The sequence below is a fragment of the Variovorax ginsengisoli genome (assembly GCF_030811835.1).
In the GTDB taxonomy this organism is placed as follows: Bacteria; Pseudomonadota; Gammaproteobacteria; order Burkholderiales; family Burkholderiaceae_C; genus Variovorax; species Variovorax ginsengisoli_C.
The window spans coordinates 25,618-48,978 of sequence record NZ_JAUSRO010000011.1; the positions used below are offsets into that span (position 1 = coordinate 25,618).

A 23,361-nucleotide genomic window follows, 5' to 3' on the forward strand; every position below is an offset into this window, starting at 1 on the left:
GACGGCACCGCCGTGCCAGCCTGCAAAGGCCCGTAAAGGCCTACAAAGGCATCAGGCCGATTCCGGCTCGCTGCCGTTCGGCCCCTGGTGGAACACGAGGTCGTCGACCACCTTTCCACCCACCAGATGCTGGGCCACGATGCGGTCCATGTTCTCGGGCGTGACGTTGTAGTACCAGGTGCCGTCGGGCTGCACGCACATCACGGGGCCGCCCTTGCAGGCGGCAAAGCAACCCACGCGGCTGCGCTTGACGCGCAGTTCCCCCTCGTTCAGCCCGGCCGCCTTGAACTTCTCGCCCAGGCTGTCGAACAGGTCCTGCGAGGCGCCGTCGGGCGTGCAGCGCGGACCGGTGCACACCAGCAGGTGGCGTTTGTAGCTGCCGATCTTCGGCTTGACGGCCTCGGTCATTCCTGCGCCTCTTCGAGTGGCACGGCCGCCGCTGCAGCGTCGTCCTCAACCGGCGCCGCGAGCACCGCTTCGATGTAATCGACCGGCAGCCGGTGGCGCTGGGCCAGCTCGGCCGCGCTCGCGCCCTCTGCGTGGTCGGCGCGCAGGTTCTGCAGCCAGCCGAGCAGGCCAGTCGAGAGCGATCGGCCGGCGCGCTCGCCCTCGCGCGTCGCGCCGCCGTCGTCCAGGTCGTACTTGTTCGCATAGCCGCGCGGCGTGACCATCAGACCGTGCTGCACGAAGGTGTGGCTGTTGCCGATGAGCACGGTCGTCAGCATGCCGATGTCGCAGTCGCTCATGCGGTCGAGCGTGGTGAACTCGATGCGCTCGCGCCGCCGGTAGGCCGACTTGACCACCGCCACCGGCGTGTCGGGCCGGCGGTGCCGCAGGAAGAGCTGTTGCGCCTGCACGATCTGCTGGGTGCGCCGGCCGCTCTTGGGGTTGTAGAGCGCCACCACGAAGTCGGCGGCGGCCACGGCGTCGAGCCGGCGCGCGATCACCGGCCAGGGCGTGAGCAGGTCACTCAGCGAGATGGAGCAGAAGTCGTGCGTGAGCGGCGCGCCCACCAGCGCCGCGCAGGCGTTGATGGCCGAGGCACCGGGCACCACTTCGACAGTGATCGGCGAGTCCGGCGTCCAGCCGGCCTGGAACAGCACCTCATAGGTCGGCCCGGCCATGCCATAGACGCCAGCGTCACCGCTGGAGATCAGTGCCACCTTCTTGCCCTCGCGCGCGCATTCGAGCGCGTTGACGGCGCGGTCGAGCTCCTCGGTCATGCCTTTCTTGATGACCTCCTTGCCTTCGAGCAGGTCGGCGACCAGCTTGATGTAGGTGCTGTAGCCGACCACCACGTCCGCCTCTGCGATGGCAGCGCGCGCGCGCTGGGTCATGTGGTCGTGGCTGCCGGGGCCGATGCCCACGAGCATGATTTTTCCGCTCATGCCTTCGGCTCCAGGGTGGGGGTGACGACCGGGTTGCCACCGAAGCCCTGCGCGAGCGTGGGTCGCAACCAGCGTTCAAAGGCCAGGCCGCACGCCAGTGCCATCGACAGCCAGAAGGACACGGCGATCCAGGTCGTGGCCTGCACGAATTGCGCATCGAGCGCACGCAAGGCGGTCTGTGCCTCAGCGCTGAACCCTGCGAACGGATCGGCCGCGATGTGCGGCGCGCCGACGATCAAAGGCAGTGCCAGCACAGCGGCGGCGGCGGGCCAGCGAAGCGGGCTGCGCAGCCCGGCCACAGCGCCGCATGCCAGCGCGGCACTCACGGCCGCCAGCACCCACCAGCCCTGGCGCGAGCCAAGGCGGGCCGCGTCCATGCCGGGAATTTCGGCGGGCAGGCCCAGCGACGGCCAGAAATGCGTGCTCAGCCAGCCCGCGGCGGCGACCAGCGCGGCCAGCGGCAGCGAGCGCACCGGCGTGCCGCGCCACAGGCAGACGCCCATCACGGCCAGCACCAGCAGCGCCATGCTGAAGGCATGCAGCAGGTTGGCGATCCAGGTCCAGAAGGTGCGCTCGGCCCCGTCCTCGGGCTGCCAGTCGGGGGCGGCAGCATGCGCGTGGTCGTGTGCATGGTCATGCGCACCGGCCTGCACGGGGACGGTCGACAGCGCAGCGGGCGCTGCAGGCGATTCGATCTTCTGCGACTCGTAGCGTTCGGCCGCGTGGATGATGGGTGTCGCCTGCCACAGCTGGACACCGGTCTGCACGCTGCCCACCACCACGGCCACGGCCAGGGCCGACCCGATCAGTCGTTGAAACAACATCATGGAAAGGTCCGGCTTCAGTGGCAGGGCTTGACCGTGACGTGGCGCACATCGTGCGCGGCGTTGTGTGCCAGCGGGCTTTCGGCGAATGCCACGCCGTAGAGCACGAGCAGGCCGAGCGCAGCAGCACTGGCGAGCTGCAGCAGCAGGCTGCGCGCGATGCCGGCCTCGGTGGAGCCGGTGGCCGGAGCGGTGGTGCGGATGGATGGGGTCATGGAAAGGTCCTTGTGAAATGGAAGGGTCAGGAAATGCGCGCGATCGAGATCGTCGCGTGGCGCCCATCGGCGCCGCGGTGTTTGTGTTTCTCGACGACCAGGGTCGTCATCGGCAGCCCACCACCGGCCAGCAGCGCGGATGCCTCGCTGACCGACGGAGTGCCGGTGTGCCTGCGCACGGTTTCGGAGGGATGCGGCACGGGCACCTGTGCCAGTTCGGCCGCCGCATAGAACTGCATCGTCCAGCCGTGGGTCCGCGCCAGCGCCAGCAGGCCGGCCTCGTCGGCCTTCAGGTCGATGCTGGCGGCGGCCACCACTTGCGCGGCCTGTGCGCCGAGGCCTGCCAGGGCCTGGTCGAGCAGTTGCTGCAGCGTGGCCTCGGGCGTACCGCGGTCGCAGCCCAGGCCGATGGCGTAGCGCACAGGTGTCATTGCGGTGGCCGGTACACGACCAGGCGCTCGGCCAGCGCATCCCACTGCGCCGCGCTCACGTCGGCATGCGTGATCCGCAGCACGGCCTTGAAGCGCGCGAGGTCGACCTCGTCGAAGCGGGCGAACGTGTGGATGTTGGTGGGCAACGGCGTCGGGCGGGTCCACCAGTTCGGGCTGCCGGCTTCCTGCACGACGGCGATCGGCTCGCCATTGACCACGTGCGCCGAGACGCGCGTGATGTTGATCTTCGGTGCCTCCACCTTCCAGCCGAGCTCGCGCCCGAGGATGTCGACCGGGATGGTCTTGCCCACGTCAGAAGCGGTGGTGAGCACCGGCGTCGCGCCCAGCAGCCCGGCGACCTGCTCGGCCATCGCGTTGGCGCCGCCGACGTGGCCCGACAGCACCGGAATCACGAACTGCGCGGCGTCGTCGACCACCAGCACGCCGGGGTCTTCGTCCTTGCTCTTGAGGTGCGGCGCAATCAGCCGCACCACGGCGCCGAGCGAGACGAAGAACACGATCTGGTCGTAGTCGGCGAAGAGCGCGGCGATCTCGTCGCGAAAGGCACCCGCGTAGGCGCGCACGGTGTTCGGCAGGCCCGCCATGAGCGGCGCGAACTTCTCGGCCACGCACACATGCGCATCGGGCAGTTGGCGTGCGAGGTCGGCGGTCTGTTGCGCGCCATGCTTGGTGATGGCGACCAGCACCACGCGGGGCGTGGCCGGTTCGGACAGGGTGTCGGTCATTCGGATTCTTCTTCCAGTTCAGTGGACGTTTTCTTGCGGCAGCCGCGCACCAGCTCGCCGCGCACGCGGTGCGGGTTCTTCACCAGCAGCAGCGAGAGGTAATTGACCTTGGTGCCTTTCAGGCTGGCGACGTCGAGCACCACGCGCTCGACCGGCGCGCCGGCCTTCTCGATGAAGCGGCTGTGCGCGAGCAGGCCGCGGCGATCGAGCAGGTCGATGAGGTCGTCGAGCAGCGGCTTGACCTTCATGAGCACCAGCGTGTCGAAGTCGTCGAGCATCTTCTCGACGGCCGCGATGCCGTAGGCCGCCGGCACGATGGCGATGGTGTCGTCCTGCTCCGACAGCGGCACCTGCAGCTGCGCGCAGGCGGCGTTGAAGGAGGTGACGCCGGGCACGATCTCGATGCGCGCGGCCGGTTCGAGCTCGCGCAGCACGCGCGCCAGATAGCAGAAGCTCGCGTAGGTCGAGGCATCGCCTTCGACCAGGAACAGCACGTCCTGGCCGGTGGCGAGCATCTCGCGCACCGTCTCGGCCGCCTTGAGCCAGTGGCGCGCGAGCTTCTCGGCGTCGTGCGTCATCGGGAACAGCAGCGACTGGTGCTGCGTGGGCGTGGTGAGGCCGGCGCGCAGCGCGATGTCGAGCGCATAGCTTTCCTTGCGCAGGCTGCGCACCGGGTAGGTCCAGATCGCATCGGGCCGCGTCAGCAGCGACCAGGCGCGGCGCGTGATCAGCCCCGGATCGCCGGGGCCGAGCGAAACGCCGTAGAGCATGCCGGGCGCGGTCATGCGCTCACCTCTGGTGCCGTTGTGCCTTGCCCCGCCTGCGCGCACACGATCCACACCGGGTTCTCCGCGGCCAGCCGGTGCATGTGCAGGATCGGCTTGCTGCGCGAGGCCTGCAACTGCAGCACGTCCCAGGTCGCGCCCTGCGCCTTCAGCGCCTCGACGGCGGCAGCCAGGTTCTCGATCGTCACGAAGTTCATCACCAGCCAGCCCTCGGGACGCAGCCGCTGCAGCACCTGCGCGATGAGTTCGCCCAGCTCGCCGCCCGACCCACCTATGAACACCGCGTCCGGATCGGCCCAGTGCTGCAGGCCCTCCGGCGCCTTGCCATGCACCAGCGTGTGATTGCCGATGCCCATCGCCAGCCGGTTGCGCCCGACGATGGCGGCGTCGTCCGCGTTCTTCTCGATCGCGTAGACATGGCCCAGCCGGCACAGCCGCGCGGCCTCCAGCCCGACGGAGCCGGAGCCCGCGCCGATGTCCCACACCACGCTGTCGGCGCGCAGCTGCATGCGCGCGAGCGACACGGCGCGCACCTCGTTCTTGGTGATCAGGCCCTTCTCCGGATGGCGCTGCTCGAAGCTCGCATCGGGCAGGCCGAACAGCACCTGCGGCGTGCGCAGCCGCGTGCGCCAGAGCAGCACGACGTTCGGGTCGGCAAAGCGCAGGTCGGCAACGGCCGCGATGCGCAGGCCGCTGACCACGCGCTCCTCGGGCTGGCACAGGCGCTCGGCGACGGCCATCTCGAAATCGTCGGCCAGGCCTTCTGCCACCAGCATGCGGGCGATGCGGTCGGGTGTGTTGTCGGGGCTGGTGAGCACGGCCAGGCGGTCGTGCTGGCGGATGTCGCGCAGCAGCGCATACAGGCCGTGCGCGGGCGTCGAACCCGGCAGCCAGTCGCCGGCGTCCTTCGCGTGCACCGACGCGAACTTCATTTCCTGCCACGGCAGGCCCAGCCGCGCGCAAGCGAGTTGCAGCGTCGACACATTCGGCAGCACCTCGATCGCCTCGATGCACAGGCGCGATGCCAGGTACGCGGCAATGCCGTGGCACAGCGGGTCGCCGGTGGCCAGCACCACCACGCGCAAGTCGTCGGACTGCGCGGCGCGGATCCATTCGGGCACCTGCGACAGCGCGCCGGTGAGGTCGCGCTGCACGGCGCCGGGCGCGATGTGCGCGGCGAACAGCGCCAGCGTGCGCGTGCCGCCGATCACCAGTTGTGCGGCCTGCAGATGCGCCAGCGCGGCGCGCCCCAGGCTGGCCTCGCCGTCGTCGAGCACGCCGAGGATGCGGCATCGGTTGATCTTGGGTTCGTCGGTGTTCACGAGGCCTCCGCGATCTTGCGGCCATCGAAGTCGCAGACCAGCACTTTCAGTTCGAATTGATCGGGGTAGCGCGCGCGCAGCGTCTGGATGACGCGTTGCGCGAGCGCGGTGTGGAATTGCGTGCCCAGGCCCAGCGCGTCCATGCGCTCGCCGGCATAGCGCGCGGTTTCGTTGCCGCGGATGGCGTCGCACACGTCGCCCGGCGCACCGAGCTCGGCGGCGATGTCGGCCAGCAGGCCGGTGTCGACCTCGGCGCGGCCGGCGTGGGTGATGGTTTCGCCCTGCGCGATCTTGGTGAGCTTGCCCACCATGCCGCCGATGACGACGCGCCGGATGCCCGCCTTGACCGCGGCGCCCAGGGCGTAGCGCAGGAAGTCGCCCATCTGCACGAAGGCGGCTTCGGGCAGCTCGGGCATCTCGCCCATGACGAACTTCTCGGTACGCCCGCCTGTCGTGAGCACCACCACGCCGTGGCCCAGCGTGCCGGCCACGTGCACGCCCTGCACCACGCTCGCGCGGTAAGCGGCGGTGGAGTACGGCTTGACGATGCCGGTGGTGCCGAGGATGGAGATGCCGCCCAGGATGCCCAGGCGGGCGTTCAGCGTCTTCTTGGCCATCTCCACGCCCTGCGGTACGGAGATCGCGACTTCGAGTCCGACCTCGTCGAGCAGCGTCGTGCCCACCGCGCGCACGTTGGCCTCGATGTTGCGGCGCGGTACCGGGTTGATGGCCGGCCCGCCGACTTCCAGCCCCAACCCCGGCAGGGTGACGGTGCCCACGCCCACGCCGCCGGCGAGCAGCACCTGCCCCCCACGATCGGGCAGCACGCGCACGTCGGCGGTGAGATGGGCCTTGTCGGTGCAGTCGGGGTCGTCGCCCGCGTCCTTGATGACCATCGCATGCGCCAGCGTGCCGGCCGCGTCGAGACGGCCGTCCTGCACGGCGAAGGTCACGAGGTCGCCGTTGGGCAGCAGGCATTCGACCTGCTCGGGCACCTGGCCCGTGACCAGGCCGATGACGGCGGCGCGCGCGGCCGCAGCGGAACACGCGCCGGTGGTGAAACCGGTGCGGGTGCCGCGGGGCGCGTCCTTCTTCATCATCATGCGAGTTCGCGTGCCTCCGCCAGCCCGAGCAACGCATGGATCGCCGCCACCACCAGCGTCGAGCCGCCCTTGCGACCGCGGATCACGATCCAGGGCACTTCGCGCTCCAGCGCCACCAGATCCTTCGACTCGGCCGCGGACACGAAGCCCACCGGCATGCCGACCACCAGCGCCGGTCGCGCGCCCTCTTCATGGATCAGCCGCACGATCTCGATCAGCGCGGTCGGCGCATTGCCGATGCCGACGATCGCGCCATCGACCAACCCCAGCCGGTGCGCCTTGCGCATGGCCTGCACGGCGCGCGTCGTGCCCTCGGCCTTGGCCTGCGCGATGACGTCTTCGTCGCTGATGAACTGGCGCGTGCCCATGCCGAAGTGACCCAGGCGCGGGGCCGAGAGGCCGACGCAGATCATCTCGACGTCGGCCACCACGCGGCTCGCGCGGGAGCGGATCGCGGCGATGGCGGCATCGACCGCGCCAGGGTGGAAGTCGGTCAGGCCGTTGAAATCGAAATCGGCGTTCGCATGGATCATGCGGCGCACCACCGGCCACTGGTCGGCGGTGTAGGCGTGCGAGCTGACCTCGCGGTCGATCACGGCGAAGGAGTCGTGCTCGATCGCGCGGCCGGCGGCGGTGAGCTGCTCGGTGACGACGTTGACGCGGGACTCAGCGGGCGTGGGCATGGTCGTGTCCGTGATCGTGTCCATGGTCATGGGGATGGTCGTGCGCGTGATCGTGGGGATGCGGAGGTTCCGCATGCGCGTGGTCATGCGCATGGTCATGGTCGTGGCTGTGCGGCACCGCGTCGTCGTGGTGATGGCCGCCCAGGCCGTGCTCGACCGCGAAGTCGCGGAACTTGCAGCCGTCGCAAGGCATGAGCCCGATCGGCGCGCCGCGGCGCAGGTCGGTCACGCGCTGCTCCAGCAGCTCGAAGATCTCGCGCTCGAAGCCGAAGTACTTCGTCGAGATGAAGCGGATCGTCGGGTACTGCGCCTTCAGGTGCTCGACCTGGCGCGTGATGCGCTCGACCAGCGTGCCGTTGAACAGGTAGTACGGCAGCACGACCACCTGCGTCATGCCCAGCAGGCTCTGGCGCTGCACGGCCTTCTCCAGGCGCGGGTAGGTGATGCCGGTGAAGGCCAGGTCGACCAGCTCGTGGTCGGTTTCCTCCATCAGCCAGCGCGCCATCTTGGCCATGTCGCCGTTGGCCTGCCGGTCGGATGAGCCGCGCCCCAGGATCACCACGCCGGTGGTGGTCGGGTCGGGCATGTCGAGCGCCTGCATCGCGCCCTTGAGGCGCCGGCGCAGGATCGCCAGGATCGGGTCACAGGCCTGCAGATGCGGCGCATAGAGGAACTGCACGAACGGGAACTTCAGCCGGGCGCCGTCGATGGCCTGCGGGATGTCCATCTTCACGTGGCCCGCGGCGTTCAGGATCAGCGGCACGACGACCACGCGCCGCGCGCCCTCGGCCGCGCGGCGCAGACCCTCGCTCATCGTGATCTCGGAGAACTCGATGAAGCAAACCTCGATGCGCCAGCCGGGCTGGCGTTCGCGCCACTGCGCGGCAAAGGCCTCGATCTCGTCGTTGCCGGATTTCTCGCGCGAGCCGTGGCCCACCAGCAGGATGGTTTCGTCGTTCATGGGGTGTCCTGGAGCAGGTGGTCGACGGGCACGCTGGCGCGCCGGAACCGATGGGTGAAGCTCGCGTCGTAGAGCTTGGATTTGGCGAGCGTGGTCCAGTGCCGGGCGCCCAGGTTCGGGCTGGCGATGATCATCGACTGGCTCACGATGCGGGCCTCGCGGCACAGCGCCTGGATGGTGGCGACCGTGCCGCGCACGATCTTCTCTTCGCCCGGCCAGCTTGCCTTGTGCACGACCACCACCGGCGCGTCGGGCGACCAGCCGGCGGCCGTCAGCGCGGCCGTGACCTTGCCCATGAGCGTGATGCTCAGGAAGATGCACAGGGTGCTGTGGTGGGCGGCCAGCGCCTCCAGCGACTCGCCTTCGGGCATCGGCGTGCGGCCTTCGACGCGCGTGAAGATCACGGTCTGCGTGACCTCGGGCAGGGTCAGGCTCTCGACTGCCGCGGCGGCCGAGGCCATGGCGGAGGACACGCCCGGCACCACCGCGATCGGCACGCCGGCCGCGTCCAGCGGTTGCACCAGCTCGATCAGCGCGCCGTAGAGGCCCGGGTCGCCGGTCTGAAGGCGCACCACGGTCTCGCAGCGCGCGGCCTGCGCGATCAGCCAGGCCGACATCTGTTCCAGCGTCATGTCCTTGCTGTCGGCAATGACGCAGTCCGCCGGCGCCCAGCGCGTGGCGGCCTCGCTCACCAGCGAGCCCGCGAACAGGATGGCCCCGGCGCGTTCGATCAGGCCGTGGCCCTTGACGGTGATGAGTTCCGGGTCGCCGGGACCCGCGCCGACGAACCAGACGGTTCCCGGCTTCGACGCGCTGTGGAGCGTATCGGGTGGAGCGATGGCTCGCTCGTTCATGTTGCTTCCTCCGCGCCCGCCGCGCGTTCGATGGTCGGTACGACCTGGCGGAGGAAGGAAATCGGGAGGCGTCGGTGGGTCGGTTCCGGCGGATGCAGCGATGCATCGAGCCGGACGCCATGCGTCGCCCGCCGATCCTCGCCCACCGCAAGGTCATGCGCTGGTCGTCAGGCCGGTCTCCGGGCTCGCGAGCGGTGCGCACGGGCTGTGCACACCAGCGAAGACCACCTTCCCATGCCGTTCGTGACACAGTGGTTCGGGACCGGATCCCGGGGTCTTGCTTTCGACTCGCTTACCGTTGCGGGGGCAGCGTCGGCATGGCGGGGTGTTGTCACCACCGCGCACCGACTTCCCGTTTCACCCTGCCCACTTCCCCGTTTCCAGGAAGCGGCAGGACACCTGACAACGCGGCGCGAGTGTACCGCAGCCCCCCCGGCCGAGGGGCGAGTCAGCCAGCGGTCAGACTCCCGCGCCGACACTGCCTGCCGATTCAGAATTCGGAGACTTCTTTGGCCAACGCCCACCCGCCCATCGTCCAGGGCCCGCCGTCCTCCAAGTTCGCCACCGTCCTTCGCGTGACCGGCGGCAACTTCATGGAGATGTTCGACTTCTTCCTGTTCGGCTTCTACGCGAACCAGATCGCCAAGGCCTTCTTCCCGTCAGGCAACGAGTTCGCCTCGTTGATGCTGACCTTCATGACCTTTGGCGCGGGCTTCCTGATGCGCCCGCTGGGCGCGATCTTCCTGGGCGCGTATGTGGACCGCGTGGGCCGGCGCAAGGGCCTGATCGTCACGCTGGCGCTGATGGCGGCGGGCACCCTGCTCATCGCCTGCGTGCCGGGCTACGCCACCATCGGCCTGGCCGCGCCATTCCTCGTGCTGATCGGCCGGCTGCTGCAGGGCTTTTCGGCCGGCGTGGAACTCGGCGGCGTGTCGGTCTACCTGTCGGAGATGGCGACCCCGGGCCACAAGGGCTTTTATGTGAGCTGGCAGTCAGCCAGCCAGCAGGTCGCCATTGTCGTGGCCGCGGCACTGGGCTACTGGCTCAACGTGACCTTCAGCTCGCAGGAGATCGGCGACTTCTACTGGCGGGTGCCCTTCTTCGTGGGCTGCCTGATCGTGCCGGTGCTTTTCGTCATCCGCCGCTCGCTGCAGGAGACCGAGGAGTTCATGGCGCGCAAGCACCGCCCGGACGCGCGCGAGATCTTTCGCTCGATGGTGGAGAACTGGGGTCTGGTCATCGCCGGGATGATGCTGGTGTCGATGACCACCGTCTCTTTCTACCTGATCACCGTCTACACGCCGACCTTCGGCAAGAGCGTGCTGCACCTGAGTACCACCGACGCCTTGATCGTCACGCTGTGCGTGGCCATCTCCAACTTCATCTGGCTGCCGATCATGGGCGCCCTGTCCGACCGCGTGGGCCGCAAGCCGCTGCTGGTGCTGTTCACCGTGCTGGCCATTCTCACGGCCTACCCGGCGCTCAAATGGCTGGTAGCCGCCCCAAGCTTCATGCGCATGCTGGAGGTCGAGCTGTGGCTGTCCTTCCTCTATGCCAGCTACAACGGCGCAATGGTGGTGGCACTGACCGAGGTGATGCCGGTCAACGTGCGCACGGCCGGTTTTTCGCTGGCCTACAGCCTGGCCACGGCCCTGTTCGGCGGCTTCACGCCGGCCATTGCCACCGCCCTGATCGAGGTCACCGGCGACAAGGGCGCGCCCGGCCTGTGGATGACCGCGGCCGCGCTGTGCGGCCTGCTGGCCACGCTGCTGCTCTACCGACGCGCCGAGGTGCACAAGCGCGGCGTGCGGGTTCCGGCCTGAGCAAGCGCCCGGCGCACAGGGCAGGCGACAATCGACGCATGCCCTTCGCCCCCCTGCAAAACGACACCTTCCTGCGCGCCTGCTGGCGTCAGGCCACCGATCACACGCCGATCTGGCTGATGCGCCAGGCCGGGCGCTACCTGCCGGAGTACGTGGCCACGCGCGCCAAGGCCGGCAGCTTCATGGGGCTGGCCACCCACACCGACTACGCGACCGAAGTGACGCTGCAGCCGCTTGCGCGCTACCCGCTGGACGCCGCCATCCTGTTCTCCGACATCCTGACCGTGCCCGACGCCATGGGCCTGGGCCTGTCGTTCGAAGCCGGCGAAGGTCCGCGCTTCGCACGCCCGGTGCGCGACGAGGCGGCGGTGGCGGCGCTCGAAGTGCCCGACATGGAAAAGCTGCGCTATGTGTTCGACGCCGTGACGTCGATCCGCCGGGCACTCGACGGCCGCGTGCCGCTCATCGGCTTCTCGGGCAGCCCATGGACACTGGCCTGCTACATGGTGGAGGGTGCGGGTTCGAGCGACTACCGTCGCGTCAAGAGCATGCTCTACGGCCGTCCCGACCTGATGCACCGCATCCTCGCGGTCAACGCCGATTCGGTGGCCGCCTACCTGAACGCCCAGATCGATGCGGGCGCGCAGGCTGTGATGGTCTTCGACAGCTGGGGTGGTGTGCTGGCCGATGGCGCCTTCCAGGAATTCAGCCTGGCCTACACGGCGCGCGTGCTCGCGGGCCTGAAGCGCACGGGGCCGGACGGTCAGCCCGTGCCACGCCTTGTGTTCACCAAAGGCGGCGGGTTGTGGCTCGACGCCATGCGCGCGCTCGACTGCCAGGTGCTGGGCGTCGACTGGACCGTGAACCTGTCGGTGGCGCGCCGCCTGGTCGCCGAAGGCACCGACGGTCATGCCAAGGCCCTGCAGGGCAACATCGATCCGAACGTGCTGTTTGCCCCGCCGGCGCAGATCGAAGCCGAGGTGGCCAAGGTGCTGCAGGCCTTCGGCACACCGCATGCGGACCTGTCGGTCACCGGTCCGACCCACATCTTCAACCTGGGCCATGGCATCAGCCAGTTCACGCCGCCCGAGCATGTGGCAGCGCTGGTGGAGGCGGTTCACACGCAGTCGCGCGCGATGCGGCGGTAGACGCTGCAAGTGCTCGCGCGGGGCTGCGGCCAGATGCACCCCCGATGGCGGTGAATTGCGTTTGTCAAGCCCAAACTGTTGCGAGGCGGCTGACTTATGCACAAAACATGTGTTGCGGTGCAGAAAAAAATCGTTGGGACCCCGCCCGGCGCTCCTCAAACGATAGCGCTCTTAAGTCATTGATTCATATAGGTTTTGAACATTGCTTTTTTTACGGGCAATCCAGTGGAAGCGTTGATTTGCGGGCCTTGGCAGCGTGTCAGGCCCAGATATCAACAAAGTTATCCACAGAAACTCTGGATGCCTTTTAAATCGCAGGAAAATCAACAACTTAAGCCATTTTGCTCAAACTCGCTTTAACAAACCCGCCCAGAGGACGCGTGCGATGAGCTGGCGCATCGACGTGGCGGTCCACACCCCCGCCCACGCCGCGCTCGGCGATCTGCTGAGCTATGCCAGCGACCGGGCCCTGGCGCCGGGCACGCTGGTGCGGGTGCCGCTGGGCCGCCGCGAGGTGCTGGGCGTGGTGTGGCGCTCGGCGCTCGACGAGGGTGAGGTGCACGCGGCCCCCCCCGCACCGGACGCCTCGGCGATGACGCTCAAGCCCGTGGGCATCGCGCTCGACGGCCTCGCACCCCTGGGGGAAGCCTGGCGCGACCTGGTGATGTTCACAGCGCGCTACTACCAGCGCTCGCTCGGCGAAATCGCGCTGGCTGCGCTGCCGCCGCAACTGCGCGATCTGACCAACGTGCAGCTCTCACGGCGGCTCAAGCGGCAGGCCCCTCCCGCACAGGCGCCGGCCGACCACACACCACAAGCCATGCAGGCCCCACAGGCCCTGCCCGTCGCCTTGACGCAGGAGCAATCCGAAGCCCTGGCACGCATCGAAGCCGGCAGCGGCACCTTCCTGCTCTTCGGCAGCACCGGCAGCGGCAAGACCGAGGTCTACCTGCGCGCCGTCGCCACGCTGCTCGAACGCCAGCCGGACGCGCAGGCGCTGGTCATGGTGCCCGAGATCAACCTGACGCCGCAGCTCGAAACCCGCTTCAAGGCGCGCTTCGATGCGCGTTTCGGCAACGGTTCGGTGGTGTCGTTGCACAGTGGCATGACGCACCCGCAGCGCCTGGCGAGCTGGCTGGCGGCCCACAGCGGCGCGGCGCGCATCGTGCTGGGCACCCGCATGGCGGTGTTCGCCTCGATGCCGGGGCTGCAGCTGATCGTGGTCGACGAGGAGCACGACCCGAGCTACAAGCAGCAGGAGGGTGCGCGCTACTCGGCGCGCGACCTGGCGGTGTGGCGCGGGCAGCGCGAGAACGCCCGAGTGCTGCTGGGCTCGGCCACGCCTTCGCTCGAGAGCTGGCACCAGAGCCGGCCGGCGGCAGGCACCGACTCGGGCGGGCGCTACCAGCGCCTGGCGATGCCGTCTCGCGTGGGCGCCGGCGCGTTGCCCACGGTGCGGACCGTCGACATGAACCTGCAGCCGGGCAAGACCGTGATTTCCGGCGTGCTGCTCGACGCCATCGGCCAACGCGTCGCGCGCGGCGAGCAGAGCATGGTCTTCCTCAACCGCCGCGGCTATGCGCCGGTGCTCGCCTGCGGCGACTGCGGCTGGAAGAGCGAATGCCCGCACTGCAGCGCCTACCGGGTGTTCCACAAGATCGACCGCACGCTGCGCTGCCACCATTGCGGCTTTGCCGAACGCGTGCCACGCGCGTGTCCGGCCTGCGGCAACCTGGACATCGCACCGGTCGGCCGTGGCACCGAGCGGCTGGAAGAGCACCTGGGCGAACTCTTCGCCGACGTGAAACGGCCCGACGGCACGCCGGTGCGCATCGCGCGCATCGACGCGGACAGCACGCGGGCGCAAGGCGCCCTCGAATCGCAGCTGGCCGCCGTGCATGCGGGCGAAGTCGACGTGCTGGTCGGCACGCAGATGATCGCCAAGGGCCATGACTTTCGCCGCATCACGCTGGTGGCGGCGATCAACCCCGACGGCGCGCTCTTCTCCAGTGACTTCCGCGCACCCGAGCGTCTGTTCAGCCTGCTGATGCAGTCGGCCGGGCGAGCGGGCCGCGACGCGGCCTACCTGGCCGCCCAGGGCACGACCGCCGAGATGTGGCTGCAGACGCACCACGGACAGCACCCGCTGTTTGCGGCACTGCGCCGGCACGACTACACCAGCTTCGCGGAGCCGGAACTCGAAGACCGCCGCGCCGCAGGCATGCCGCCTTTCGCCTTCCAGGCGCTGCTGCGGGCGGACGCGCGCACGCAGGAGGCAGCGCAGGCCTTTCTGACGGCTGCCAGCGCTGCGGCCGATGTGCTCGAAGGCGCTGACCGGGTCACCCGCTACCCGGCCGTGCCGCTGGCGATCCAGCGCGTGGCCAACGTGGAACGCGCGCAGATGCTGCTCGAAAGCCCCTCGCGCGCCGCGCTCCAGCGGCTGCTCGCCGCATGGCAACCCCTGCTGCACGCGCTGCGCCGCGAACCCGAAGGCAAGGGCGTGATCCGCTGGCTGATCGACGTCGATCCGCACAGCATCTGAGGCCGATGTCCTGCACGCCCGCCCCGTCGCGAGACCAAGACTGGCGCCCATGAATCATCCAGTGCCTTCGACGATCATGCGCCGCGTGCAGCGCCCGCCCGCGCTAGGGCACCTGCTGGCGGGCCTCTTGATGGCGGCCTTCGCAGCCCTCGCACCGCTGGCAGCCTTGGCCCAGGCTGCGACGCCGCAGACGGGCGCTGGCCCACAGGCGCTGCGCGACCGCTACCAGGCGCTCGGCGCGCAGCTCGAGCACAACGTCTTCGGCCGCAAGCTCGCGTTGCAATCCAACGAGGCCGCCGACCGGCTCAGCGGCGACATCTATGCGGTCATCGACCACCCCTTTGGCGATGTCGCACGCGCGCTCCAGCAGCCGGGCGTCTGGTGCGACATCCTCATGCTGCACCTCAACACCAAGCACTGCGCGGTGCAAGGGGGCGGCAAGGACACCACAGTGGCGGTTGCCGTGGGGCGCAAATTCGACCAGCCGCTCGACAGCGCCCAGCGCATCGCGTTCGGTTATCGGGTCGCGGCGGCCACCTCGGACTACCTGGACGTGCGGCTCGACGCAGCGCAAGGACCGATGTCCACACGCAATTACCGCATCGTGCTCGAAGCCACGCCGATCGAAGGCCGCCAGACTTTCATCCACCTGGGCTATGCCTATGCCTACGGTACCGCCGCACGGCTTGCGATGAAGGGTTACCTGGCCACGCTGGGCAGCGACAAGATCGGTTTCACAACCCTGCCGGCCACTGGCGACGGCTCGGGCAAGCCGACCCCGATCGGTGGCGTGCGCGGCGTGGTTGAACGCAACACCATGCGCTATTACCTGGCCATTGACAGCTACCTGGATGCACCCGCGACAGGCCAGCTCGACCAACGGCTGGCGCAATGGTTCGACGCCACCGAACGCTACGCGCCACAACTCCATGAAGTCGAGCGCTCAGATTACCTGCAGATGAAACGCGCCGAGTTCCAGCGCATGGCATCCGGAACGCCTTGAGCGTCTGCCCCGCGCTGGCGCAGGCCAGCGCGGGGCGCTGCATGGCTCAAGGCATGCCGACGGGCTGCTTGGCCATCTCGACATAGCGCAGCGCCGTCCGACGCCGACGCGGAGCGCCGCCTGCGCCCCACCAGACCAACAGGCTCGCCGCGCCGGCCACACCCGCAGCGACCGGTCCGAGCCAGCCCGCATGCCAGGCCCAGAGGCAGGCCGCGAGCCACATTCCCCCACCAAGACAGCGAACCCAGGTGCTCATCACACACGCCTTCCAAGAGATACGCCATTCACAGAGTCTGTGAATACGCGGACAGAGAACCATCCGACCCGGACCATCCGGTTCAGATCAGGACACCAATGTCAACGATGTGTCGGCGCGGCGGTGTAGGAAGGCATCCGAAACATATTGTCACCGTGTCTCACACGCGGGCTACATATCGCAGGTAGAGTCAAGTCGTCCAATCTCTGCGGGGTGGTGTTCCTGTGAAAGCGCTGTCACGGAATCTGGGTGTCCTCATGCTTGCGTTGGCGGCGGGCGTGGCATCGTCTGCGGAACTGGAGCTCGAGGGCAACCGCTTGCTCGTCACCGGCGCGCTCGACGGCACCGCATTGACAGCTTTCAAGGAGCACCTGGCGTCGGACAAGGTCCGCACGGTGGTGTTCGAAAACTCCACTGGAGGCAATGCCGACGTGGCGGAGAGCTATGCTGCGGCGATTCGCGCAAGCGGTGTCCGCACCGAGATGATCGGCCAATGCCAGGCAGCCTGTGCCTATGCATTTTTGGCGGGCACCGAGCACAGGTTCGGCCGCGGCCTGTATATCAATGCCTTGATGATTCCTGTGGCCTCGCGGCCACAGTCCGCCGACCTGGTCGGACGCTGGCGCGGCGTCGGCGTGCAGAAGACACTCGCAGACCTTTCGGGCCCGGCCGTGGCCGACACGTCCTTGACCGCCGATCTGCCGGCAGCACCTGCCGCCGAAGCGCCACCGCCGGACAACTGGCGACCCGACCACGGCGTGTTGTTCACTTCCACACCGACGCTGTTCGGCCGCATCTACAACACCTACTACTGCGACGGCACGCAGGGCCGCGATGTGTCCAAGTGCGAACTGCTGAGCGATGCCGACCCCTACAAGCTGGGCGTGCTGACACCCTGATTCCACACATCGGCCGGGTTGGCCGGCGCGAATTCAGTGCAGCCAGGCGGCCAGCAGCGGAAAACTGAAAAAGGCAGCCACCGTCGTCCACAGAATGATGCGCGCGATGCGCCCGTTGTCTGCGCCGAAGCGCTCGGCCAGCATCGAGACATTGCTCGCACTGGGCAGCGCCGCCACCAACACCAGGGCCACCAGCGCCGTGCGGTCCAGTGGCAGCCCGATGGCGCGGGCCCCTTGCGCCAAGCCGTACACCAGCAGCGGATGGACGACCAGTTTGGCGACCACCACGGGCAACACCTCGCCCACCGGTGCACGGTGACCCGTTGCTCGGGCCTGCAAGGCCGACCGCGCGAGCACCGCGCCAATGGTGAACAGCGCCGCTGGCGAGGCCGCCGACGCCAGCATGGCCACGGTGGCGTCGACGGGTGCCGGCGCCCGGTATTGCAGCGCGGAAGCCAGTGCGCCCAGCAGCATGGCCCACGGCATGGGGTTGCGCAGCATGCCGCGCAGCGCCTGGCGCAAGGCCTGTGCAGCACCGCCGCGTGAGGTGCCGGGTGAGGTGCCCCCCACCCGATCGCCCACCCCGTCGAGCCGCGAGAGCGCGATGCACAGCGAGGACGTCACAACCATGTCGAACGCCATGGTGATGATGACCGGGCCGACGGCCTGCGCACCCAGAAGTGCAGCCAGCAACGGTACGCCCATGAAGCCGGTATTGGGGAAAGCCGCCACCAGCGCGCCGAAGGCCGCGTCGTTCCAGCTTCGTGGCCCACGCCGGGTCAGCGCCATCACGCCACCGACCACGGCCAGCGCCCCCGCCCCCCACACCAGCGCGACGCTGCCGTCGAGCAACTGGCCAATGGGTGTGCCTGCACCGAAGCGGTACAGCATGCAAGGCAGCGCGAAGTACAGCACGAAGGCGTTCAGGCCCGGAATGGCCTCCAACGGCAGCAGACGACAGCGGGCGGCCAGGTACCCGGCCGCGATCAGTGCGAAAAACGGAAAGGTGATGGCGAAAATCTGCAGCACGGGCGCGATTGTCGCCAACTCCCGCACCGCGCGGCTTTACAGCTGCGAGGCCATGAGCGAGGCCAGACGCTCCATCGCCCGCTCGCGCCAGGGGCGGTTCTGCCAAGCCTCCAGCGTGACACGCCTGGATTTCTTCAGGTCTTCCTCGAATACAGCGGTCTCGCTGGCGGCCAATGCAGCGTCGTAGACATTGAGATTGGCTTCATCGTTGAGCCGGAACGACCGGTTGTCGAAGTTCGTCGAGCCCACCGACACCAGCAGCCCGTCGACCGTGAACACCTTGCAGTGGAACATGGTGGGCTGGTATTCGCTGATCTCGGCACCGGCTTGCAGCAGCGGGCCCCAGCTGGCGCGCGACGCATGGCGCACCGTCTGCGCATCGATGATCGGCCCGGGCGTGATGATGCGGATGCGCACGCCGCGCCGCAGGGCGGCGATCAGCGCGTCGCTGGTGAGCGCATCGGGCACGAAGTACGCGCTCGACAGGTCGATGGTGCGTGTGGCCGCCGCAATCGCCAGCAGATACATCAGGTGCATGCTCTCGCTGCCACCCGACGGCGAGCTGCTGAACACCTGTGCGCGCCCGTCGCCGACCGGGGCAATGGCCGGGAAGTAACGCTCGCTGTGCAGCACCTCGCCCGAGGCCTTGATCCAGTTGTCCATGAACACCGACTGCATCTGCGCGACCACCGGGCCTTCGACGCGGTAGTGCGAGTCGCGCCAGTGCGAGGGGTCCTGCGCGTTGCCCGTCCACTCGGGCGCGATGCCTACGCCGCCGGTGAAGCCGATGTGACCGTCGACCACCAGCAGCTTGCGGTGGGTGCGATTGTTCATGCGTGCAATGTCGTACCAGCTGGGCGCATGGAATTTCTGGATCGCCACGCCCGCGGCGCGCATCTCTTCGAGGAAATGCGCGTCGATCTTTGCGCTGCCAACCCAGTCGAGCAGCACATGTACCTTGACACCGGCACGCGCCCGTTCTGCCAGTGCATCGGCGAAGGCGCGGCCAATGTCGCCCGACCAGTAGATGTAGGTCTCGAAGGTAATGCTCTGCTGGGCACTGCGGATGGCCTCGAGCATGGCCGGGAAGATCTGGTCGCCGTTGTGCAGCGACTCGAAGCGATTGCCCCCGACGATGGGCGGCCCCAGCAGCACGCCCAGCGCGCGCTGGAACTGCGGATCGTGCAACGCGTACTGGCGCTCGACCCGGTCCTCGATCTTCTTCTCGCCGCTGGTGAAGTTGAGCACCAGCAGGGTGGCCGCCAGGGTCAGCGCAAAGGTCAGAAAGATGGCGCCGATCGGGCGGCGACGGTTCAGGGAGGTGTGGGGCGTGCGCATGGTCGGCGCAGAAGCTAGCATGCCGCGTTCGGCAGGGTTGTAGGTCGGGCCAGTATCATTGCGCGCTTCCGTCTGCCCTGCGTGCGGCGCTTTGCGCTGCGTGCCCGATGTCTCTCCCATGTCTTCCGGTCTCAATCTCGCCCAGCAGGAAGCAGTGAATTACCTGCATGGGCCCTGCCTCGTGCTCGCGGGCGCGGGTTCGGGCAAGACGCGCGTGATCACGCACAAGATCGCGCGCCTGATCCAGGCCGGCATGGCACCCAAGCGCATTGCCGCCATCACCTTCACGAACAAGGCCGCCGCAGAAATGCGCGAGCGCGCCAAGGGGTTGATCGGGCGCGACGCCAAGCATGTGGTGGTCTGCACCTTCCACGCGCTGGGCGTGCGCATGATGCGCGAGGACGGCGCCGTGCTCGGTCTGAAGCCCGCCTTCAGCATCCTCGACAGCGACGACGTGGCCAAGATCCTCAAGGATGCAGGTGGCACCAGCGATCTGGCGACCGCGCGCATCTGGCAGTGGACCATCAGCAAGTGGAAGAACATGGGCCTGAACGCCGCCCAGGCCGAAGCGCTGGCGGTGGACGACAACGAGCGCATCACCGCGCGCATCATGGCGCGCTACGAAGAGCGGCTGTCGGCCTACCAGAGCGTGGACTTCGACGACCTGATCGGCATGCCGCTCAAGCTGCTGCACGAGCACGACGCAGTGCGCGCCAAGTGGCAGCAGACGCTGGGCCACGTGCTGGTCGATGAGTACCAGGACACCAACGCCACCCAGTACGAAGTGCTCAAGGCGCTGGTGGGCGAGCGCGGCCATTTCACCGCCGTGGGCGACGACGACCAGTCGATCTACGGCTGGCGCGGCGCCACGCTGGACAACCTGCGCAAGCTGCCCGTCGACTATCCGAACCTCAAGGTGGTCAAGCTCGAGCAGAACTATCGCTCGACCAGCGCCATCCTGCGCGCAGCCAACAACGTGATCGGCCCCAACCCCAAGCTCTTTCCAAAGACGCTGTTCTCCGAGCTGGGCGAAGGCGAGCCGGTGCGCCTGGTCGACGCCGACAACGAGGCGCACGAGGCCGAACGGGCGGTCGCCCGCATCCAGAGCCTGCGCGCCGGCGGCACGGTCACGCAGGGCAAGCAATACAAGGAGTTCCGGGACTTCGCGATCCTCTACCGCGCCAACCACCAGGCGCGCGTGTTCGAGCAAGCGCTGCGCAAGGCCAACATTCCGTACAAGGTGTCGGGCGGCCAGAGCTTCTTCGACCGCGCCGAGATCAAGGACCTGTGCGGCTGGTTTCGCCTGTGGGTCAACAACGACGACGACCCGGCCTTCCTGCGCGCCATCACCACGCCCAAGCGCGGTATCGGGCACACCACGCTGGCCGCGCTGGGCAGCTTTGCGACGCAGTACAAGCTGAGCCTGTTCGCGGCGCTCTTCAGCCCCTCGCTGCCCAGCGTCATGCCCAAGCGCACCGTCGAAGGCATCCACGAATTCGGCCGCTACATCAATGACCTCGAATACAAGGCGCGCCGCACGATGGGCGCCGAGGATTCGCGTGCCTTCATGCTCGACTGGCTCAAGGAAATCGGCTACGAGCAGCATCTCTACGACGGCGAAGACAGCGAACAGGCGGCGGCCGCGCGCTGGACCAACGTGCTGGAGTTCGTCGACTGGATGTCGCAACGTGCGGGCGGCGAACTCGACGACGCCTCCGGCGCCATCAGCAATATCGAGAGCGAACGCAAGAGCCTGCTGGAGGTGGCGCAAACCATTTCGCTGCTGTCGACCATCAGCGAACGCGAGAAAGACCAGGACGTGGTCACCCTGTCGACGCTGCATGCCTCCAAGGGCCTCGAATGGCCGCACGTGATGCTCATCGGCGTGAACGAGGGCCTGCTGCCCTTCAAGCTCGACGACGAGAACGGCAAGCAGGAGAAGGTCAGCGAGAACACGCTGGAACGCCTGCAGGAAGAGCGCCGGCTGATGTACGTCGGCATCACCCGCGCGCAGCGCAGCCTGGCCGTGAGCTGGACCAAACGCCGCAAGAAGGGCCGCGAAATGATCCCGGCCATCCCCAGCCGCTTCATCGCCGAAATGGCGCTCGACAAGACCACCGCCAAAGAAGATCCGCGCGAGAAGCTCAAGGCGCTGCGCGCCGAATTCGCCCAGCGCGCGGCCGATACCGCCGCAGCGGCCGCTGCAGCCAACCAGCCATGACGACCTTTCGCCCCCCTTCCCTCGCCGCCCTGCTCGCCGCCGCCGCGCTCTGCGTTGGGGTGGCCGGCTGTGCGACCGCCCCGCCTGCGGGCACGCCCGGGTGTCCGACCAGCACCGACGACGTTCCCGTTCAGGCGCTCTACGGCGGCTGGGACGCTCTCTTCACGCAGCCGTCAGGCGCCATCGAGGCAGCGAGCGTGAACTTCCGGCCCCATCCCGAATACCCTGGCAGCGTGCGCGGCGAGATCATGCGCCGCGCGGCGGGCGCGCAACTTGCTGGCGACATCGACGACGATGGCGTGTTCACCCTCGACGAGTCGCAGGACGGCCGCACCATCAGTGCGGTCTGGTCGGGCCGGATGACCCGGGGCTCCTGCGGCAGGGAGTTCAAGGGCACCTGGCGCAACGCCGCCGACGATGCCACCCTTTCCTTTGTGCTCACCAAGAAAGCTAAAGCGCCATGACGACGCCGTACCGCGGCAAGCCCGCACTCTTCAACCTGCGGCGCGGACGCACCGGGTCCATCGGATTCAAGGCATGGGTCGGATTCGCCTCGCTGGCCGCCGTGGCCGGCAGCGCTCATGCGCAGGCCATGGACAAGCCGCCGAGTCCGCTCGCGCAGTCGCAGCTCACCTGGCAGCAATGCCAGCAACTGGGCAGCGACAAGGACGCACGCCTGGCCTGCTTCGATCGATGGGCCCAGCAGCAGACGCTGCCCGCAGCCGCCGTACCGGCCGCACCGTCGGTGCTTGCCAGCGCACAGCCCGCGCCGCCCGTCGACGCGGCGATTCCCGCCACGCGCGTGGTCTCCGTGGCGACCGAAGAGGGATGCCGCGATCGACAGTATTCGGCACTGTCGCGCTTCTGGGAGCTGGAAAACGGCAGTGACTGCGGCACCTTTGGCTTCCGCGGCTACCGCCCGCTCAACGTGTCCGTCTCCGCCGCGACGCACAAGCCCGAAATACCGACATCGCCCTCCGCCGGCCACACCGGCACCGCCACCAACTACCAGGCCAACGAGATGCGCATTGGACTGTCCATGCGCACCAAGCTCGCCCAGGGTCTGCTCACGCAGAACGACCCTGACAAGAAGGATTCGATCTGGTTCGCCTACTCGCAGCAGTCGACCTGGCAGGTGTTTAACGGCGAACTCTCCCGGCCCTTTCGCTCCACCGACCATGAGCCGGAGCTGATGTATGTCTATCCCGCCGACTTCAAGCTGCCCGGTGGCTGGCGCTGGCGCTATGCCGGCCTGGGCCTCGTCCACCAGTCGAATGGCCAGGCACTGCCGTTGTCGCGCAGCTGGAACCGCACTTACCTGATGGGCGGTGCCGAACTCGACGACCGCTTCCAGGTCACCGGCAAGATCTGGAGCCGCCTCAAGGAGAGCGCAGACAGCGACGACAACCCTGACATCAGCGACTACATCGGGCGCGCGGAACTCACCGGCCGCTGGAACTACGACAGCAAGAACTCCTTCAGCATGACCGTGCGCAACAACCTGCGCGACAGCGGGCGTGGCTCGGTGCGCGTCGAATGGATGAAGCCCATCGGCGACCCCGTCAAGAGCAATCTTCGCTTTCACACCCAGCTGTTCTATGGCTACGGCGACACGCTGGTCGACTACAACCGCAAGCGTACGGTGTTGAGCATCGGTCTGAGCCTGGTCGACTTCTGAAACAGCGGCGCCCGGTGGGGCGCCAGCGCGGACTTCGGCCCTTATGCATCGATATGGCTGTCGAAACACGCGCTTTTCCAGCCATCGGCTGCACGGTCTGCGACTTACCCTT

At 68.2% G+C, this 23,361-nt stretch carries 23 protein-coding genes and 1 riboswitch; of the genes, 8 read left to right on the forward strand and 15 right to left on the reverse strand.

Translation table 11 applies throughout. The annotated features are described in order from the left end of the window. Nucleotides 1-51: 51 nt before the first annotated feature. Genes J2W36_RS17075 through cobM form a run of 12 tightly spaced genes read right to left on the reverse strand, consistent with a single transcriptional unit; the run spans nucleotide 52 to nucleotide 9,312 of the window. Nucleotides 52-408 (reverse strand): (2Fe-2S) ferredoxin domain-containing protein, encoded by a 357-nt coding sequence (locus J2W36_RS17075; RefSeq protein WP_307690957.1) that lies wholly within the window; start codon nucleotides 406-408, stop codon nucleotides 52-54. Further along, complete coding sequence (gene cobJ, locus J2W36_RS17080) at nucleotides 405-1,388, reverse strand: precorrin-3B C(17)-methyltransferase (protein WP_307690958.1); 984 nt, start codon at nucleotides 1,386-1,388, stop codon at nucleotides 405-407. Before cobJ ends, J2W36_RS17075 begins: the two co-directional genes overlap by 4 nt. Beyond that, complete coding sequence (locus J2W36_RS17085; RefSeq protein WP_307690959.1) at nucleotides 1,385-2,215, reverse strand: CbtA family protein; 831 nt, start codon at nucleotides 2,213-2,215, stop codon at nucleotides 1,385-1,387. The genes cobJ and J2W36_RS17085 overlap by 4 nt, the downstream gene beginning before the upstream one ends. Before the next feature lie 14 nt (nucleotides 2,216-2,229). Next, nucleotides 2,230-2,427 carry a CbtB domain-containing protein gene (locus J2W36_RS17090; RefSeq protein WP_307690960.1) on the reverse strand — a complete coding sequence of 66 codons (198 nt, stop codon included), beginning with the start codon at nucleotides 2,425-2,427 and terminating at the stop codon, nucleotides 2,230-2,232. Between the two features lie 26 nt (nucleotides 2,428-2,453). Then, the gene (locus J2W36_RS17095) at nucleotides 2,454-2,858 is read right to left on the reverse strand and encodes a cobalamin biosynthesis protein (RefSeq protein ID WP_307690961.1); all 405 of its coding nucleotides are present in this window, start codon (nucleotides 2,856-2,858) and stop codon (nucleotides 2,454-2,456) included. Beyond that, entirely contained in the window at nucleotides 2,855-3,604 is a 750-nt protein-coding gene (locus J2W36_RS17100) for a cobalamin biosynthesis central domain-containing protein (RefSeq protein ID WP_307690962.1), read from the reverse strand. Before J2W36_RS17100 ends, J2W36_RS17095 begins: the two co-directional genes overlap by 4 nt. After that, entirely contained in the window at nucleotides 3,601-4,389 is a 789-nt protein-coding gene (gene cobI, locus J2W36_RS17105; protein WP_307690963.1) for a precorrin-2 C(20)-methyltransferase, read from the reverse strand. The genes J2W36_RS17100 and cobI overlap by 4 nt, the downstream gene beginning before the upstream one ends. Next, nucleotides 4,386-5,711, reverse strand: a complete 1,326-nt coding sequence (cbiE, locus tag J2W36_RS17110; RefSeq protein ID WP_307690964.1) for a precorrin-6y C5,15-methyltransferase (decarboxylating) subunit CbiE — start codon at nucleotides 5,709-5,711, stop codon at nucleotides 4,386-4,388. The genes cobI and cbiE overlap by 4 nt, the downstream gene beginning before the upstream one ends. Beyond that, nucleotides 5,708-6,811: a cobalt-precorrin-5B (C(1))-methyltransferase gene (locus J2W36_RS17115; protein ID WP_307691119.1), complete on the reverse strand. Its 1,104-nt coding sequence runs from the start codon at nucleotides 6,809-6,811 to the stop codon at nucleotides 5,708-5,710. The genes cbiE and J2W36_RS17115 overlap by 4 nt, the downstream gene beginning before the upstream one ends. Beyond that, a complete protein-coding gene (locus J2W36_RS17120) occupies nucleotides 6,811-7,521 on the reverse strand; it encodes a precorrin-8X methylmutase (RefSeq protein ID WP_307690965.1) in 711 nt (236 codons plus the stop codon). The genes J2W36_RS17115 and J2W36_RS17120 overlap by 1 nt, the downstream gene beginning before the upstream one ends. Further along, the gene (locus J2W36_RS17125; RefSeq protein WP_307690966.1) at nucleotides 7,481-8,458 is read right to left on the reverse strand and encodes a sirohydrochlorin chelatase; all 978 of its coding nucleotides are present in this window, start codon (nucleotides 8,456-8,458) and stop codon (nucleotides 7,481-7,483) included. Before J2W36_RS17125 ends, J2W36_RS17120 begins: the two co-directional genes overlap by 41 nt. Further along, nucleotides 8,455-9,312: a precorrin-4 C(11)-methyltransferase gene (gene cobM / locus J2W36_RS17130; RefSeq protein WP_307690967.1), complete on the reverse strand. Its 858-nt coding sequence runs from the start codon at nucleotides 9,310-9,312 to the stop codon at nucleotides 8,455-8,457. The genes J2W36_RS17125 and cobM overlap by 4 nt, the downstream gene beginning before the upstream one ends. A gap of 153 nt (nucleotides 9,313-9,465) precedes the next feature. Then, nucleotides 9,466-9,730, reverse strand: a riboswitch (cobalamin riboswitch). Nucleotides 9,731-9,821: 91 nt separating this feature from the next. Between cobM and J2W36_RS17135 the strand changes: the two genes are divergently transcribed. The 4 genes from J2W36_RS17135 to J2W36_RS17150 all read left to right on the forward strand — a co-directional run bounded on the left by J2W36_RS17135 (nucleotide 9,822) and on the right by J2W36_RS17150 (nucleotide 15,828). Beyond that, nucleotides 9,822-11,135: an MFS transporter gene (locus J2W36_RS17135; RefSeq protein ID WP_307690968.1), complete on the forward strand. Its 1,314-nt coding sequence runs from the start codon at nucleotides 9,822-9,824 to the stop codon at nucleotides 11,133-11,135. A gap of 38 nt (nucleotides 11,136-11,173) precedes the next feature. Continuing rightward, a complete protein-coding gene (gene hemE / locus J2W36_RS17140) occupies nucleotides 11,174-12,283 on the forward strand; it encodes a uroporphyrinogen decarboxylase (RefSeq protein WP_307690969.1) in 1,110 nt (369 codons plus the stop codon). A 385-nt stretch (nucleotides 12,284-12,668) separates the two neighbouring features. Continuing rightward, nucleotides 12,669-14,825: a replication restart helicase PriA gene (gene priA, locus J2W36_RS17145; RefSeq protein ID WP_307690970.1), complete on the forward strand. Its 2,157-nt coding sequence runs from the start codon at nucleotides 12,669-12,671 to the stop codon at nucleotides 14,823-14,825. A gap of 76 nt (nucleotides 14,826-14,901) precedes the next feature. Then, the gene (locus tag J2W36_RS17150; RefSeq protein WP_370869347.1) at nucleotides 14,902-15,828 is read left to right on the forward strand and encodes a hypothetical protein; all 927 of its coding nucleotides are present in this window, start codon (nucleotides 14,902-14,904) and stop codon (nucleotides 15,826-15,828) included. A 46-nt stretch (nucleotides 15,829-15,874) separates the two neighbouring features. Here the strand turns inward: J2W36_RS17150 and J2W36_RS17155 are convergent, their stop codons facing one another. After that, entirely contained in the window at nucleotides 15,875-16,084 is a 210-nt protein-coding gene (locus J2W36_RS17155; RefSeq protein ID WP_307690972.1) for a hypothetical protein, read from the reverse strand. Between the two features lie 278 nt (nucleotides 16,085-16,362). Here J2W36_RS17155 and J2W36_RS17160 point away from each other — a divergent pair, with 278 nt between their 5' ends. Beyond that, nucleotides 16,363-16,983 carry a hypothetical protein gene (locus J2W36_RS17160; protein WP_307690973.1) on the forward strand — a complete coding sequence of 207 codons (621 nt, stop codon included), beginning with the start codon at nucleotides 16,363-16,365 and terminating at the stop codon, nucleotides 16,981-16,983. 33 nt (nucleotides 16,984-17,016) lie between these two features. Here the strand turns inward: J2W36_RS17160 and J2W36_RS17165 are convergent, their stop codons facing one another. Next, nucleotides 17,017-18,012 (reverse strand): AEC family transporter, encoded by a 996-nt coding sequence (locus tag J2W36_RS17165; protein ID WP_307690974.1) that lies wholly within the window; start codon nucleotides 18,010-18,012, stop codon nucleotides 17,017-17,019. A gap of 36 nt (nucleotides 18,013-18,048) precedes the next feature. Next, on the reverse strand, nucleotides 18,049-19,350 hold the full coding sequence (locus J2W36_RS17170) for a phospholipase D-like domain-containing protein (RefSeq protein WP_307691120.1): 1,302 nt from the start codon (nucleotides 19,348-19,350) through the stop codon (nucleotides 18,049-18,051). A 118-nt stretch (nucleotides 19,351-19,468) separates the two neighbouring features. Here J2W36_RS17170 and J2W36_RS17175 point away from each other — a divergent pair, with 118 nt between their 5' ends. The 3 genes from J2W36_RS17175 to J2W36_RS17185 are packed head-to-tail and all read left to right on the forward strand — an operon-like array spanning nucleotide 19,469 to nucleotide 23,249. Then, a complete protein-coding gene (locus J2W36_RS17175; RefSeq protein WP_307690975.1) occupies nucleotides 19,469-21,571 on the forward strand; it encodes an ATP-dependent helicase in 2,103 nt (700 codons plus the stop codon). Further along, a complete protein-coding gene (locus J2W36_RS17180; RefSeq protein WP_307690976.1) occupies nucleotides 21,568-22,035 on the forward strand; it encodes a hypothetical protein in 468 nt (155 codons plus the stop codon). The genes J2W36_RS17175 and J2W36_RS17180 overlap by 4 nt, the downstream gene beginning before the upstream one ends. Next, nucleotides 22,032-23,249 (forward strand): phospholipase A, encoded by a 1,218-nt coding sequence (locus J2W36_RS17185; protein WP_307690977.1) that lies wholly within the window; start codon nucleotides 22,032-22,034, stop codon nucleotides 23,247-23,249. The genes J2W36_RS17180 and J2W36_RS17185 overlap by 4 nt, the downstream gene beginning before the upstream one ends. Nucleotides 23,250-23,361 lie beyond the last annotated feature (112 nt).